Origin of the sequence: Limosilactobacillus balticus, from assembly GCF_014145615.1 — a bacterium.
GTDB classification, from domain to species: Bacteria; Bacillota; Bacilli; order Lactobacillales; family Lactobacillaceae; genus Limosilactobacillus; species Limosilactobacillus balticus.
The window spans coordinates 21,249-36,263 of sequence record NZ_JACIVH010000071.1; the positions used below are offsets into that span (position 1 = coordinate 21,249).

13 protein-coding genes, 1 riboswitch and 1 other annotated feature are annotated in these 15,015 nt (G+C 39.9%); of the genes, 11 read left to right on the forward strand and 2 right to left on the reverse strand.

The window, feature by feature from the left end; all coding sequences use genetic code 11:
• Nucleotides 1-59: 59 nt before the first annotated feature.
• The gene (locus H5S10_RS08000; protein WP_182589248.1) at nt 60-1,406 is read left to right on the forward strand and encodes an amino acid permease; all 1,347 of its coding nucleotides are present in this window, start codon (nt 60-62) and stop codon (nt 1,404-1,406) included.
• Between the two features lie 215 nt (nt 1,407-1,621).
• On the opposite strand, the gene H5S10_RS08005 is transcribed toward H5S10_RS08000, so the two are convergent.
• Entirely contained in the window at nt 1,622-2,077 is a 456-nt protein-coding gene (locus H5S10_RS08005) for a Fur family transcriptional regulator (protein ID WP_029507527.1), read from the reverse strand.
• Between the two features lie 124 nt (nt 2,078-2,201).
• Between H5S10_RS08005 and H5S10_RS08010 the strand changes: the two genes are divergently transcribed.
• The 6 genes from H5S10_RS08010 (at nt 2,202) to H5S10_RS08035 (ending at nt 10,450) form a co-directional block, all read left to right on the forward strand.
• A complete protein-coding gene (locus tag H5S10_RS08010; RefSeq protein ID WP_182589249.1) occupies nt 2,202-3,641 on the forward strand; it encodes an MFS transporter in 1,440 nt (479 codons plus the stop codon).
• Between the two features lie 85 nt (nt 3,642-3,726).
• Nucleotides 3,727-4,266, forward strand: a complete 540-nt coding sequence (locus tag H5S10_RS08015) for a DNA-3-methyladenine glycosylase I (RefSeq protein WP_182586859.1) — start codon at nt 3,727-3,729, stop codon at nt 4,264-4,266.
• A gap of 50 nt (nt 4,267-4,316) precedes the next feature.
• A riboswitch (SMK box riboswitch) is annotated at nt 4,317-4,429 on the forward strand.
• Complete coding sequence (metK, locus tag H5S10_RS08020; protein ID WP_003670795.1) at nt 4,427-5,614, forward strand: methionine adenosyltransferase; 1,188 nt, start codon at nt 4,427-4,429, stop codon at nt 5,612-5,614. It overlaps the preceding riboswitch by 3 nt.
• Nucleotides 5,615-5,666: 52 nt before the next feature.
• Nucleotides 5,667-5,875, forward strand: a binding site (T-box leader).
• Between the two features lie 61 nt (nt 5,876-5,936).
• A complete protein-coding gene (leuS, locus tag H5S10_RS08025; protein ID WP_182589250.1) occupies nt 5,937-8,357 on the forward strand; it encodes a leucine--tRNA ligase in 2,421 nt (806 codons plus the stop codon).
• Between the two features lie 65 nt (nt 8,358-8,422).
• Nucleotides 8,423-8,686, forward strand: coding sequence for a type II toxin-antitoxin system HicB family antitoxin (locus H5S10_RS08030; protein WP_182589251.1), 264 nt, complete (start codon nt 8,423-8,425; stop codon nt 8,684-8,686).
• Nucleotides 8,687-8,800: 114 nt separating this feature from the next.
• Nucleotides 8,801-10,450 (forward strand): putative polysaccharide biosynthesis protein, encoded by a 1,650-nt coding sequence (locus H5S10_RS08035; RefSeq protein WP_182589252.1) that lies wholly within the window; start codon nt 8,801-8,803, stop codon nt 10,448-10,450.
• Between the two features lie 64 nt (nt 10,451-10,514).
• Here H5S10_RS08035 and H5S10_RS08040 read toward each other — a convergent pair whose 3' ends face one another.
• Nucleotides 10,515-11,375, reverse strand: coding sequence for an NAD(P)H-hydrate dehydratase (locus tag H5S10_RS08040; protein WP_182589253.1), 861 nt, complete (start codon nt 11,373-11,375; stop codon nt 10,515-10,517).
• A gap of 88 nt (nt 11,376-11,463) precedes the next feature.
• On the opposite strand from H5S10_RS08040, the gene pepV reads away from it, so the two are divergent.
• From pepV to tnpA, 4 genes are all read left to right on the forward strand, one after another.
• A complete protein-coding gene (gene pepV / locus H5S10_RS08045; RefSeq protein ID WP_182589254.1) occupies nt 11,464-12,867 on the forward strand; it encodes a dipeptidase PepV in 1,404 nt (467 codons plus the stop codon).
• A 31-nt stretch (nt 12,868-12,898) separates the two neighbouring features.
• Entirely contained in the window at nt 12,899-13,411 is a 513-nt protein-coding gene (locus H5S10_RS08050; RefSeq protein WP_020843181.1) for a universal stress protein, read from the forward strand.
• An 89-nt stretch (nt 13,412-13,500) separates the two neighbouring features.
• A complete protein-coding gene (locus H5S10_RS08055; RefSeq protein WP_182586865.1) occupies nt 13,501-14,541 on the forward strand; it encodes a glycoside hydrolase family 73 protein in 1,041 nt (346 codons plus the stop codon).
• A 199-nt stretch (nt 14,542-14,740) separates the two neighbouring features.
• Nucleotides 14,741-15,015, forward strand: a 275-nt coding sequence (gene tnpA / locus H5S10_RS08060; protein WP_182588762.1) for an IS200/IS605 family transposase, incomplete at its 3' end; no start/stop codon positions are given.

Consider the following 15,015-nt stretch of genomic DNA (forward strand, 5'->3'; position numbering starts at 1 on the left):
TGACTAGTAAACCTAACTAGGATTAATAAAACTTCAACTATTGAGGAAGAGAGAGGAACATGGCAGAAAAACAAGAATTTACACGTAAACTTAAAAGCCGTCATATTCAATTAATGGCACTTGGCGGGACGATTGGAACAGGATTATTTCTCGGATCGGGGAAAGCAATTCACGCTGCTGGTCCAGCAATCCTTTTAGCATATTTAATTACTGGAATTATTTGTTTTGGAATTATGCGGGCCCTGGGAGAGTTGCTTCTTTCCGATTTACATTATCATTCGTTTATGGATGCGATTCGTGATTATCTTGGCAAGCGCGTGAGTTTTGTAATGGGCTGGGCTTATTGGGCGTGTTGGCTAGCATTAGCAATGGCCGAAGTTACCGCCATTGGCTTATATTTTCAACTATGGTTTCCTCAAGTTCCCCAATGGTTGCCTGGGTTAGTAACTCTCCTAATTTTATTGGGATTAAATCTAATGACTGTTAGTACGTTTGGTGAACTCGAATTTTGGTTTGCCCTTATTAAAATTTTGGCAATTATTATTTTAATTGTTGTTGGCGTCATTTTGGTTTTGCTTCATTTTCATTCGGCAAGCGGCTATCTTGCTACACCAGCAAACTTAGTTAATGATGGAGGCTTTTTTGCTACCGGGGCAAAGGGCTTTATGCTTTCTTTTCAGATGGTTGTCTTTGCCTTTGTTGGAATTGAAATGGTAGGAGTAACAGCCGCTGAGGCAGAGAATCCTAAAGTTGTTATTCCTAAGGCAATCAATGGGATTCCGGTTCGGATTATGCTTTTTTATATCGGTGCTTTGGCTGTTATTATGTGCATTTATCCGTGGAGTAAACTCTCACCAAGCAATAGTCCATTTGTCCTTGTTTTTCGCGATATTGGACTTCCGGGAGCTGCCAGTATCGTTAATTTTGTAGTAATTACCGCTGCGGCTTCTGCTTGCAATAGTTCCCTATATACAACTGGTCGGATGCTGGCTGAGTTAACCTCTACTGCTCACCGGCCTGTTATCCGTAAGATTAGTCGCTTATCTAAGCGGTCGGTGCCTGCAACAGCGGTTGTTATTTCTGCAATTATTATTGGAATTGCCGCTATCTTAAACTTAGTAATGCCAGAAGGAGTTTTTACTTTTGTTTCTAGTATTGCTACCACGAGTTTTCTCTTTGTGTGGGCTGCTATCATCTTGGCACACTTAAAATATATTCGTCAGCATCCGCAAACGAGAACATTTAAGATGCCAGGCGCACCTTTTACTGATTATATTATTTTAGTTTTTCTTTTTATTGTGCTAATTGTTTTATGTATGGAGAAGCAAACTTTAATTGCTCTTATACTAACTTTGGCTTGGTTTGCAATCCTTGCCATTGCTTCGTTAACGCAAAAGAAAGCATAAAAAGTGAGTGAGAATTAACTTCCTAGACAAGGCGGTGGGCTAAGGATAGAACGGTGATTAGCATGGCACGGGCTGATTATCGTTCGGACTTAGCCTCGAGCCTTATGGTTACGACGCGAAGCTAGCCTACTAGGATTTCCACGATATTGTAACAAGATTTGTATAAAAAACGAGGCTGTTGAAAAAACAAAAGTTTTTTCTCAGCCTCGTTTTTACTAACGATTTAGATGTAATTTACGCTGACACTCGGGACAAATGCCATGAACTTCAATGTTGTTTCCGGTAACTAAATAACCAGTCTTTTCGTGAGTCATAACCGTTAATTCTTTTGTGATTGCAGTAAAATGTTCATCAAAAACATCAGAAATCTTACCACAGTTATCGCAGACGACATGATAATGAGGATGGCCGAAATAGTCAAAGTGGGTGCTACCATCACCATTTTTTAGTTCAATTACGAGATTGTAATCAACGAAGAGCTTTAGGGTATTGTATACAGTTGCCATGCTGATATTGGCAACTGAGTCTTTAAGGTCATCATAAATCATTTCGACACTCGGATGAGTATGGTGGTTGATTAAGTAATTTAAAATGGTTTTCCGCTGGGGAGTAAGACGAACCTTGTTTTCACGGAGATGGTCAAGAGCTCGATCAAATTCTGCTTCTGCCATAATGTCGTCTCCTTTCTTAAAATAATTATAATCTAATGACATTATAACATTTACATTCACTAATTCAAAACCTATAATAATTAACGATTAGATAATAATTATTCTAAAGAGGGAGAGAAGTAACATGGATCAAAGTATCGCACGTAACGGAGAAAGGTATAGTCGCTTTTGGTTTATTTTGACTTTACTAGTTGGTACCTTTACGATGTCAATTAGTCAGTCATCGTTGTCAACCGCCTATCCAACCTTGATGAATGCTTTTGGGATTTCAGCATCAACAGTTCAATGGTTGACGACTGGTTTTATGCTCGTAATGTGTGTCAGCATGCCAATCAGCCCGTGGATGCTCAACAATATGAGTTTTAAGACAATGTTTATTGGAGCATTGGGACTATTTGACATCGGATCCTTGATGATTGTTTTAACCCCATCAGCTTGGGGAATTAATGGCTTCTGGTTCATGATGATTGGACGGGCCATGGAAGCTTTTGCTGTCGGAGTTTTATTCCCGTCATACCAAACTGTTTTGCTTGAGATTACGCCTAAAGAAGAGCGGGGCTCAACGATGGGGATTGCTGGTTTGGTAATGGGATCTGCCCTTGCCTGTGGACCAATTGTTTCAGGAATTGTTCTAAAGTTCTTTAGCTGGAAGAGCCTTTTTATTCTCTTCATGCTTGTTATCTCCGTAATTATTTTAATGGCTGCTAGCGGATTGATCCAAGACGTAATGGAACGGCATGAAACGAACCTTGATTGGCTATCAGTAATCTTACTAGTTGGATTAATTGGAATTATGTACGTTGTTGACCAAGCTGGAAAAACTAATCCTGCATGGGGAATAAATACAGTGATTTTTATCGTTAGTCTTATTGCGGTTATCTGGTTCTGTATTCGGCAGCTTCACCTCAAGCATCCACTATTGGAATTGCGGGTATTGAAGACTTTTAATTATGATTTAGCGATTCTTTTAACATCGATTTCATATATTGCATTGATTGTAACGACAATTATTTTTCCTCTTTATTATCAGGGGGTATTAAAAGTTAGTCCATTTGTTTCAGGGATGGCACTAGTACCTGGAGCAGTTTTTCTTAGCATCCTGAATCCGTTGTCAGGAAAATTAGCTGATAAAATTGGGTTTAAACCGACAATGCTGGTGGGAATGTTTATGATTATTATTGGCTGGGTTGCTGGATTAATTGTCCTTAATCACCTTAGCTTGCTGGGGATGATCCTTTGTGCAATGGTGATTGAAGGTGGAAATGCCTTTGTGATGATGCCAGCTGTCACATTGGGAGCAAATGCCTTGCCTGATGAATTAGTACCCCACGGAACAGCCGTAATAACAACTGTCCGGCAAGTTCTCGGTTCCGCGGGTGTTACTATTTCAACACTAATCTTAACAGTTGCTACTACAAATGCACTTCAACGGGAAAGTTCAGCTCAAGTCGCTTCCCTTCATGGCTATCATTTAGTATTTATCGGCATGATTATTACTGAATTGATTGGTCTAGTATTAGCATTTATGCTAAAAAATACTAATAAAGAAAAAAGTACAAAATAACTAAAAATTCGTATATAAAATAAGGAGAGAAAATAATTTATTTTCTGCTCCTATTTATTTTAAAAACAGAAAAGAGGTATTAATAATGACACTTAAACGACCACAATGGGCAAATGCTACCCCAGAAATGCAAGATTATTATGATCACTACTGGGGATTTCCAGTCCATGATGACCAGCAGTTATTTGCAATGTTCTCTTTAGAATTATTTCAGGCCGGTTTAACCTGGCAAACAATCTGGCGGCGGCGAGAAGCATTTAACCAGGCATTTGCGAACTTTAATATTGAGAAAGTTGCATCCTTTACTGATGAAGATATTAATCGATTATGCGAAGATGAAACTATTATTCGTAATCGTCGTAAAATATTAGCGGTAATTAATAATGCGCAGGTAATTTTAAAATTATGGAAAATGGGAAAGACATTTGATAAATATATGTGGCATTTTGTTGATGATCAACCTCAAGACTTAGGGTTAACTACCGATGTTGAATTAGCTCCTAAAACACCTGCTTCAGAAGAAATAGCCAAGCAAATGCGGAAGGATGGATTTAAATTTGTTGGCCCGACAATTATTTACTCGTTCATGACGGCAGTGGGGATGGTCAATGCCCGTTTGAAATAAGAATGTCTGGATTAACATTGATTGTTGGTTAACAATTATGCTAAGATTATTCTCGTTATAAAGCAATTCCCGATAGGATTCACGTCTGAACGTGAAGATGCCTTGTAACCGCAACTACAAACTATTTGAAAGTTTCAATAGAATATGGGGGAATTAGAAAATGGCAGAACGACATTTATTTACATCCGAATCAGTATCAGAAGGACATCCAGATAAGATTGCTGACCAAATCAGTGACGCGATTTTAGATGAATTGCTTAAGAAGGATCCTGATTCACGGGTTGCAGTTGAGACCTCAGTTACTACTGGACTAGTATTAGTCTTTGGTGAAGTTTCTACTAAGGCCTACGTTAATATTCAACAGATTGTGCGGGACACAATTCGTAAGATCGGTTATACAGATGGTAAGTACGGTTTCGATGCTGATAACTGTGCTGTTATTACTGCAATCGATGAACAATCACCAGACATTGCGCAAGGGGTTGATGACTCCTTAGAAACGCGCGAAGGTGAAGCTGATCCGCTTGATAAGATTGGTGCCGGTGACCAAGGATTAATGTTTGGTTACGCTACTGACGAAACACCTGAATACATGCCATTGACATTGGTCTTAAGCCATAAATTAATGCGCAAGATTGCTCAATTACGTAAGGATGGCGTTATCTCTTACCTTCGTCCAGATGCTAAGGCCGAAGTAACCGTAGAATACGATGAGAATGACAAGCCATTACGTGTTGATACCGTTGTCTTAAGTACTCAGCATGATCCAGAGGTTTCGCTTGATCAAATCAAGAAAGATATTAAAGAACAAGTCATTGAAGCGGTCATTCCAGCTAAGTACCTTGATGATCAAACTAAGTACTTCATTAATCCAACAGGTCGCTTTGTAATCGGTGGACCTCAAGGGGATGCCGGTTTAACTGGACGAAAGATTATTGTTGATACTTATGGTGGGGCTGCCCATCATGGTGGTGGAGCCTTTTCTGGAAAGGATGCTACTAAGGTTGACCGTTCTGCAAGTTATGCTGCTCGTTACATTGCTAAAAACATTGTTGCAGCTGGTTACGCTAAGAAGGCTGAGATTCAAGTTGCTTATGCCATCGGTGTAGCAGAACCAGTATCGATCATGATTAATACTTATGGTACCGGTACCCGTTCAGAAGAAGAATTAATTGCGGCTGTTCGAAAAGTTTTTGATTTACGTCCAGCTGGAATTATTGAAATGCTTGACTTGAAGCGGCCAATTTACAAGCAAACTGCTGCTTATGGTCACTTTGGTCGAACTGATGTAGACTTACCATGGGAACACCTTGATAAAGTTGACGAATTAAAAGAAATTTTAGGCTAATAATTTAGTTACACGCTTGCAATCATTAACGGTGGTTGTTAAAATAAGCGTTAAATATTTGATCGTAATAGAAATAGTAGTCTTTGACGAGGTCAGCAGAGATCCTGTGGTGGTGTGAACAGGAGACTGGTCATTTACGAACTCATCTAAATGTGATTATTACTGAATCATAGTAGGTAATGACGTTTACCGCGTTAAGGTCCTAAGCGCCATGGCTTCCATGGAAAACGGGTGGTACCGCGGAATTATTTCGTCTCGTAGATTGATTTCTACGGGACTTTTTTTATTACGATCATCAAAATCAGAATAAGGAGTAGAAAATATGGCTTACGATCATAAGACGATTGAAAAAAAGTGGCAAAAGTTTTGGAAAAAGAATGAAACGTTCAAAGCAGACCTTAATAAGGACCAAAAGAAATATTATGCATTAGACATGTTCCCATATCCATCTGGTCAAGGACTTCATGTTGGTCACCCAGAAGGTTATACGGCAACCGATGTAATGTCACGGATGAAGCGGATGCAAGGCTTTAATGTCTTACATCCAATGGGGTGGGATGCATTCGGTTTACCAGCTGAACAATATGCATTAAAGACTGGCCATAACCCTAAGGACTTTACGAACAAAAATATTGATCATTTCCGTGATCAAATCCAATCACTGGGTTTCTCATATGATTGGGACCGCGAAGTAAATACGACTGATCCTAAATTCTACAAGTGGACTCAATGGATTTTTGAACAACTCTACAAGAAGGGGCTTGCTTACGAAAGTGAAATTATGGTTAACTGGGCCCCTGATTTTATGGGTGGAACAGTGGTTGCCAACGAAGAAGTTGAAGATGGCAAGACTAAACGTGGCGGCTACCCTGTATATCGTAAACCAATGCGTCAATGGGTTTTAAAGATTACTGCTTATGCGGACCGTTTGATTGATGACCTTGACCTTGTTGACTGGCCAGAAAGCGTTAAGGAAATGCAACGGAACTGGATTGGCCGTTCAGAAGGTGCTTCAGTATTTTTCCCAGTTGTGGGGGATGAAGATACTAAGATTGAAGTGTTTACGACACGGGCTGATACGCTCTTTGGTGCTTCTTATGTTGTTCTTGCTCCTGAACAAGAATTAGTAGATCAATTGACGACACCGGAACACAAGGCAGAAGTTGAAAAGTACAAGGAAGAAGCATCACGGCGGTCTGACCTTGAACGGACTGATTTAAATAAGGATAAGACCGGTGTATTTACTGGTTCTTACGTCATTAATCCAGTTAACGGTGAAAAACTGCCAATCTGGATCAGTGATTACGTGCTTGCTTCATACGGAACTGGGGCAGTAATGGCTGTTCCTTCCGGGGATCAACGTGATTATGACTTTGCTACTAAGTTTGACTTGCCAATTAAGCCTGTTATTGAAGGAGCAGATGTGTCAGAAGGTGCTTTTGATGGTGACGGTAAGCACATTAATTCTGGCTTTCTTGATGGCTTGAACATTGCTGATGCAAAGCAAAAGATGATCGCTTGGCTTGAAGAACATGATGCTGGTCATAAGAAGGTTAACTACCGTCTTCGGGACTGGATCTTCAGTCGGCAACGTTACTGGGGTGAACCAATTCCAGTTATTCACTGGGATGATGGGACAACCTCATTAGTTCCAGAAGATGAACTTCCACTTGAATTGCCAAAGACTGATAACATCGAACCATCAGGAACTGGTGAAAGTCCATTAGCAAATGTTGAAGATTGGGTTAACGTTTATGACGAAAATGGTCGTCATGGTCTTCGTGAAACTAACACTATGCCACAGTGGGCCGGTTCATCATGGTACTGGCTCCGGTACACTGATCCACATAATGACAAGGAATTTGCCTCAAAAGAAGCCCTTGATTACTGGTCACCAGTTGATCTCTATGTTGGTGGGGCTGAACACGCTGTTCTTCACTTGCTCTATGCTCGATTCTGGCATAAAGTTCTTTATGACCTCGGTCTCGTGCCAACTAAAGAACCATTCATGAAGCTTGTTAACCAAGGGATGATTCTTGGTTCAAACCATGAAAAGATGTCGAAGTCCAAAGGTAATGTTGTTAACCCTGATGACATTGTTGACCAATATGGGGCTGATACTTTACGTCTTTACGAAATGTTTATGGGACCACTTGAAGAATCTGTACCTTGGGATGAAAAGGGACTTCATGGTGCGAATAAGTGGGTTCAACGTGTATGGCGGTTGTTGATGGATGATAATAACCACCTTCGTGACCGGGTATCCACTATCAATGATGGTAAGCTTACCAAGGTTTACAACCAAACAGTTAAGAAGGTTACTGAAGACTACGAACGGATGCATTTCAATACGGCTATTTCTCAATTGATGGTCTTTGTAAATGAAGCCTACAAGGTTGATGATTTACCAGTTGAATACATGAAGGGCTTTGTGAAGATGATTGCGCCAATCATGCCTCACATGGCTGAAGAACTCTGGAGTCAATTCGGTGAGAGTGAGACAATCACTTACCAACCATGGCCAACTTACGATCCAAAGGCCTTAGTTGAAGATGAAGTTGAAATGATCGTCCAGGTTAATGGTAAGGTACGGGCTAAGATTAAGATGGCCAAGGATACTGACCGCGATGAAGCACAACAACTTGCTTTAGCAAACGAACATGTCAAGAAGTTTACTGACGGCAAGGATATTAAGAAAGTCATTGTTGTTCCTAACAAGATTGTTAACATTGTTGCAAAATAGTAAATTAAGAAAGGGCAGGGAATTTATGTTTTCCTGCTTCTTTTTATTTGAGGAGCAGATAAGTTATGGAAATAGTAAGTTATCCAGCAATTTTTACCCCGAAAGATAATGAAATTCAAGTTGATTTTCCAGATTTGCCAGAAGCATTTACCCAGGGGAAAACAATGGATGAGGCGATGGATTTTGCTAAATTGGGCTTAGCGATTACCCTTAATGATAAACTCGGCCACTTTGAAGATGCCCCCGCCGTAAGCTCATTAGAGATGTTAAAACAACAACATCCAGATCAAATCATTAAAATGGTAACTGTTGATTTGGAACAATACTAGATTAAAGAAATATTAAAAACGGTAAATCGAATTGCACCAGCTTTTTATTCACGATAGAATGATTAGGATTGTGTAAACTCGATTAAAATAAAAAAGGTAGGATTGCAACAAATCATGGAAGAAAATAAAGTAAATGATTTGAGCAGCACCGCAGTCAAAAAAGATGCTCATGAAAAGATGCTGAGTGGATCTGCTTGGATGACTGCAGGAAGTATTACTTCACGACTATTAGGAGCCCTTTATGTTATCCCGTGGGTTACATGGTTTGGTGCTTATAGTAATGAAGCGAACGCCCTATTTGCTCAGGGGTATAATATTTATTCATATGTTTTGGTTATTGCGACAGCAGGAATCCCTTCTGCTATCTCAAAACTAGTAGCCCACTATAATGGAATAAATCAATATGGGGTTAGCAGGAAGTTATATCATTCAGGAATGTACGTATCGATGGCAATGGGGATTATTTGCGCGATTGTTATGATGTTTGGCGCACGGTTGATGGATAATGGTGATCCTAATGTTATTCCTGTTATTCAATCGCTAGCGTGGGCAGTTTTAATTATTCCTGCAATGTCAATTACTCGTGGATTTTTGCAAGGATACAATTGGATGGCACCGTCAGCAATGTCACAGTTTGTTGAACAAGTATTTCGTGTCATTTATATGCTGGCTGCAACATATTTTATTATGAAGATTAAGCATGGAAGCTGGGTAAGTGCGGTTACTCAGTCAACTTTTGCAGCTTTTATTGGTGCAGTAGGAGCAATCTTGGTTTTAGCAATTGCATGGATGCGGCATTTAAATGAAATGAATGAATTAGTAGAAAATAGTATTCCTAATTCGGAAGTATCTACAATGCGATTAGTTATGAATATTGTTTACCAGGCAATTCCATTTATTATTATTGAGGGAGGGATTAATCTTTATCAACTAATTGATCAGTTTACTTTCCCTAAAATGATGTCAATGGTGGGGAACTTCTCGCATTATCAAGTTACAGTACTCTATGCATTATTCTCTTTCAATGCTAACAAACTATATATGATTGTTATTTCCTTAGCATCTGCAATGGCAGCAACGGTTATTCCATTATTAGCCACAGCACGTGCACAGAACGATCAAGAGGATATGAGAAAACAGATTCAAAATGTTCTCTTGTTATTCTATTTCGTGATGATCCCGGCTGCTCTTGGATTATCCGCGGTTTCTCAGCAAATCTACACCGTCTTTTATCGTTATGATGCGGCAGGGGTTGTAGTACTGCAATTTGCGGCTTACATTTCGATTATGTTGGGTTTGTATACTGTAGCCGCAGCAATGATGCAGGGGATTTCTGAGAATAAGAAAATGATGATGTTCTTAGCAATTGGAATCGTAATTAAATTTATCCTCCAATTCCCATGTATTTGGATTTTTGAAGGATTGGGACCATTAGTTTCAACAGGAATATCAATGTTTGTGATCAACTATTTGATCTTGCATTCCTTTAATATGGAATTCCACCTCCGTTTTGATAAGATGGCCCTGCCAACTAACCAGATTTTAGCTTACTCCTTAGTGATGTTTGCTGGGACAAAGATTGTAATGTTAATCATTGGCCACTTTATTAGTCCATATGGGCGCTACACGGCTTTCTTCTCCTTGATTCCAGGAGTAATAGTCGGAGCAGGAATTTATCTTTACCTCTGCTTAAAGTCACGATTAGCTGATCAGCTATTGGGACCACGAGTAGCAAGGTTACGAACGATTTTACACATTAAATAACAATGCACACAAAAAGGTTCAGAGTGAGATTTTGCTCTGAACCTTTTTAAAGTTCTCAAATTTCTTAATTCAAAAATCCAATATGATGATTATCATCAAGCTTTTCCATCTTCTTCATGAAGGTTGGAAGAGCACGGCTAATCTGGTGAGGGAGGACAATATACTGACTTTCAGCAATCTTTTCCGCAATCGCACTGTGCGCATAAACGGCAGCGAGGACGGCCTTATCTGCCTTATCATTAAATTCAGCGGTGAAGCCCCCAACCATTCCAGCAAGAGTGTCACCCATTCCACCAACTGCTTGGGCGGGGGTACCGATTGGCAATTGATATACTTGGTCATCAGTATAAATTTCTGTGTGGTGCTTCTTTAAGACAACGGTAGCACCAAGTTTTTCTTGAGCGGCTCTGTTTTTATCTTCAGTTTGCTCCCCGATCTTGATTCCAGAGAGCCGTTGCCATTCCATTTCATGAGGAGTGTAAATGATATTTCCTTGTGGCTGTTCAAGCTTTTCTATTGCCATAAGAGTAATTGCCGACCCATCAATGATCACATTCTGTTTCTCGGTTGTATGAGCAAAAACATTCTTCAAAATTCGTAGACTCGTTTTATCATTTCCGAGGCCTGGACCAACAACCACACTGGTAGCAGCTTGAGTAAGGTCAGCAACTAGGGCATCATCAGTAAAATCAGCGAACATCGCTTCTGGCAACTGCGCATGGAGGGCACTAGCGTTGATTTCATCAGTGGCAGTTGTTACAAGCCCAGCACCAGCACAGACGGCCGCAGTTGATGCCATGATGATTGCACCACCAAAATTACGATTGCCGCCGATAAGAGTAACTTTACCAAAAGTACCTTTAAAACTGTTTTCAGGACGGGGAGTAATAACATCCTTTAAGATTTGGTCAGTAAGTTTTTTCACAGTTAAGACTCCTTATTATTTTATTTAATAGACAATTTAATGGTATCATTAAAATTAGTCAAAGTAGAATATTTTGGAGGGATTAATCTTGACTGATTGGATGAAAGCCGCAGAGGCACAAAAAGAAAACTATTTAAATGATCTTGTAGCATTAATGAAGATCCCCAGTGTCCGTGATGATTCGGCAGCAACTGATGAATACCCGCTTGGCCCTCGTCCTGCTCAAGCGCTAAAAGCATTTTTAGAGATGGCAGAACAAGACGGTTTTAAAGTAAAGAACATCGATAACCTTGTTGGGTATGCTGAGTGGGGTGAAGGTGATGAGACACTTGCTATTTTAGCCCACCTTGATGTAATGCCTGCTGGTAAAGGCTGGGATACAGATCCATTTGACCCAGTTATCAAGGATGGTAACTTATATGGCCGTGGTGCATCTGATGATAAGGGACCTGGAATGGCCGCTTACTATGCCTTGAAGTATTTGAAAGATCAAGGCGTAAAGTTTAACAAGAAAGTCCGTTTTATCGTTGGAACTGATGAAGAAAGTAACTGGACTGGAATGCACCGTTACTTTGAAGTTGAACCAGCCCCCACGTTTGGCTTTTCACCAGACGCGGAATTCCCGGTAATTAACGGCGAAAAGGGTCAAGTATCACTCTTGCTTGATGTCCCTGCTGGTAATGGAGATGCATCGACACAACTAGTTAGTTTTGAATCCGGTTTGCGTTTTAACATGGTACCGCGGGAAGCAGTTGCCCTTATTCGGACAGATAATCCTCAAGAAGTTATGAATGATTTTGGCCACTTTATTGAAGAAAATCCGGTTGAAGGTAATATTGAATCAACAGATAAGGGTCTTAAGATTACTGTCATCGGAAAGGCTGCCCATGGAATGGAACCAGAAAAGGGAATCAATGCAGCGACCTACCTTGCAAAATTCTTAAATCAATATGACTTTGGTGGGGGCGCAAAGAGCTTCATTGAATTCTTAGCAGACTATCTTCATTTAGATACCCGGATGGATGGTTTTAATGGTGCTTACACTGATCCGGTAATGGGTGAATTGACTATGAATGCCGGAATTTTAAACTTCAATGCGGACAAGGGTGGTCACATTGACATGAACTTCCGCTACCCTAAAGGCATGACACCAGATAAGCTAGAGGATACTGTAAAGGCGATTGCCGATAAATTACAAATTAAAGTTACGCAAGGTCCATCCCAAGCTCCGCATTATGTTGATCCAGATGATCCAATCGTTAAGACCTTAATGCAAGCTTATATCGATCAAACTGGAGATACAGATGCAAAACCAGAAGTAGTTGGTGGAGGAACTTACGGCCGTTTGATGAAGCGTGGTGTAGCCTTTGGTGCTTTGATGCCAAATACGCCAAATACGATGCATCAGGCTAATGAATATCAACCTGTTAATGATTTAATTACATCAATGGCTATTTATATGGAAGCAATTAATAATCTCGTTACTGATTAAATTTGTGCTAAAATAAAGGCAGAAAATGAAGATGGAGGTGTCAAGAATGAGTTATCAAAATATTCTTGTTGGTGTTGATGGTTCAAAGCAAGCGGATATGGCTTTCGAGAAGGCTGTTGATACAGCTAAGACCAATGATGCCAAGTTGTACTTACTAAGTATTATCAATGGTGAACGTTATCCAAGTACTGGTCCTGGTGGGTATGGCTTTGTTAGTCATAGCATTTATGATTCAGCCATCGAAACGATGCAAAAGAAATTAGCTGATTACAAGAAAAAAGCAGAAGCCGCTGGAATAAAAGCTGTTGAAACTGATGTAAAGGTTGGTAACGCTAAGGTTGAACTTGCAGAACGTTATCCTAAAGAAAATGATATTGATTTAATCATTATTGGCGCAACCGGATTAAATGTTGTCGGACGGCTACTTGTCGGTTCAACTGCTGCTTATACTATTCGTGAAGCACCATGTGACGTTACCGTTGTTAAGACAAACTTGAAGAATCAAAAGTTGGATATCAAGGAAACGACATATCCTGAAATGTAAAGCATAAAGACTAGGGGAATTTTCTTCTAGTCTTTTTAGTTTCAAAAATGCAAATTCATAATTTTCACGTATATATACTATAGGACATTATGAAGGAGTGTTTTATTGTGTTAAACCGCCGTGTCATTACAAGTACATTAATTGTTTTAACGAGTCTTAGTGGACAGCCGATTAAAGCAGACGCTATTCAACAAGCACAATTTGATGCAAATGAAGACGTGAAACGGGCAAAGCCGATTGATGAAGAATCCTTAATTAACTATGATGAAGAATATATCGATGCTTATTTAACGGAATATGAGAATGCTGCTCAAGCAAAGGAAAGGGCGCAAAATAGTACTTTGGCAGGTGCGAAAGAAGAGCTTGGGCATGAAACAATTCAATCTTCAACTGAAGCTTCTGCTGAACAAAGGCGGCTGCTAGAAGAAGATAAGCAAGTTTATCAACCGCGACAACCATCCGCAATCCAAGCAAAGTTTATTAATCGAATAGCTCCTGCCGCTCAACAAATTGGTCGGGAATATGACTTGTATCCATCAATCATTATTGCGCAAGCGGCCTTAGAGAGCGACTGGGGATGCAGTACATTAGGAAAGGCGCCTAATAATAATCTTTTTGGGGTTAAGGGTTATTTTGCCCGTCAAACAGTTGCTCAACCCACAACGGAATATGATGATCAAGGACATAAGTTTCAGGTCGTTAGCAATTTCCGGCAGTATGCAAGTGAATATGAAGCACTAAGAGATTATGCTCAGACATTAGAAGCCCCACTTTATCAGGGGGTTCATCGTCAAAATACTAAAGACTATCGAGATGCTACACGGGCACTTCGCGGGCGATATGCAACAGATCCTGAGTATGACCGAAAGTTAAATCAGCTGATTGATACTTATCGTCTTACTAAGTACGATGATCAAGCTAACATCAGTGATGAAAAGGCTAATCCTGTTCCAATGACGGAGAGAAAGGAGGAAAGTGAGGCAATGCCAATTGTTGACAAACATCCCGTTCAAGCGAGAAAGAACGATGTTAATATCCCTCAATATGTTCCCTTGCTTGGTGGAGTGGGAACGGCAGGAATAATTGAAGTTTTTCGTCGTTTATTGAAGAAAAAGAAAGAGCATGATTAAAAGGCAAACCTCTAATCATGCTCTTATCAATTATTTAATGTCTTTAGACCTAGTTGAGTGCGTGAGCAAAGCGAATGCACGAAACAAAAAACCACCTGCTATGCGGGTGGGCGATAAAAATTATATAAAAAAGGCCTCTTTTGCCTTAAGATGTAGGTGTTCAAGCCAAAGTCAATAAGGGAAAAGAGGTTGTATAAATATGGCTAATAAATTAAATAGCTTAGCCCATACGAAGTGGTTATGTAAGTATCACATCGTATTCATACCAAAGTATAGACGTAAAGCGATTTTCAATCAATACCGAAGAGACCTAAGAGATTATATTCGTTTGTTGTGCAAATATAAGGGAGTAGAAATAATTGAAGGTCATATGATGCCAGATCATGTGCACTTGTTAGTAAGTATTCCGCCGAAGCTAAGTGTATCGCAGTTTATGGGATACTTAAAAGGGAAAAGTGCATTAATGATGTTTGA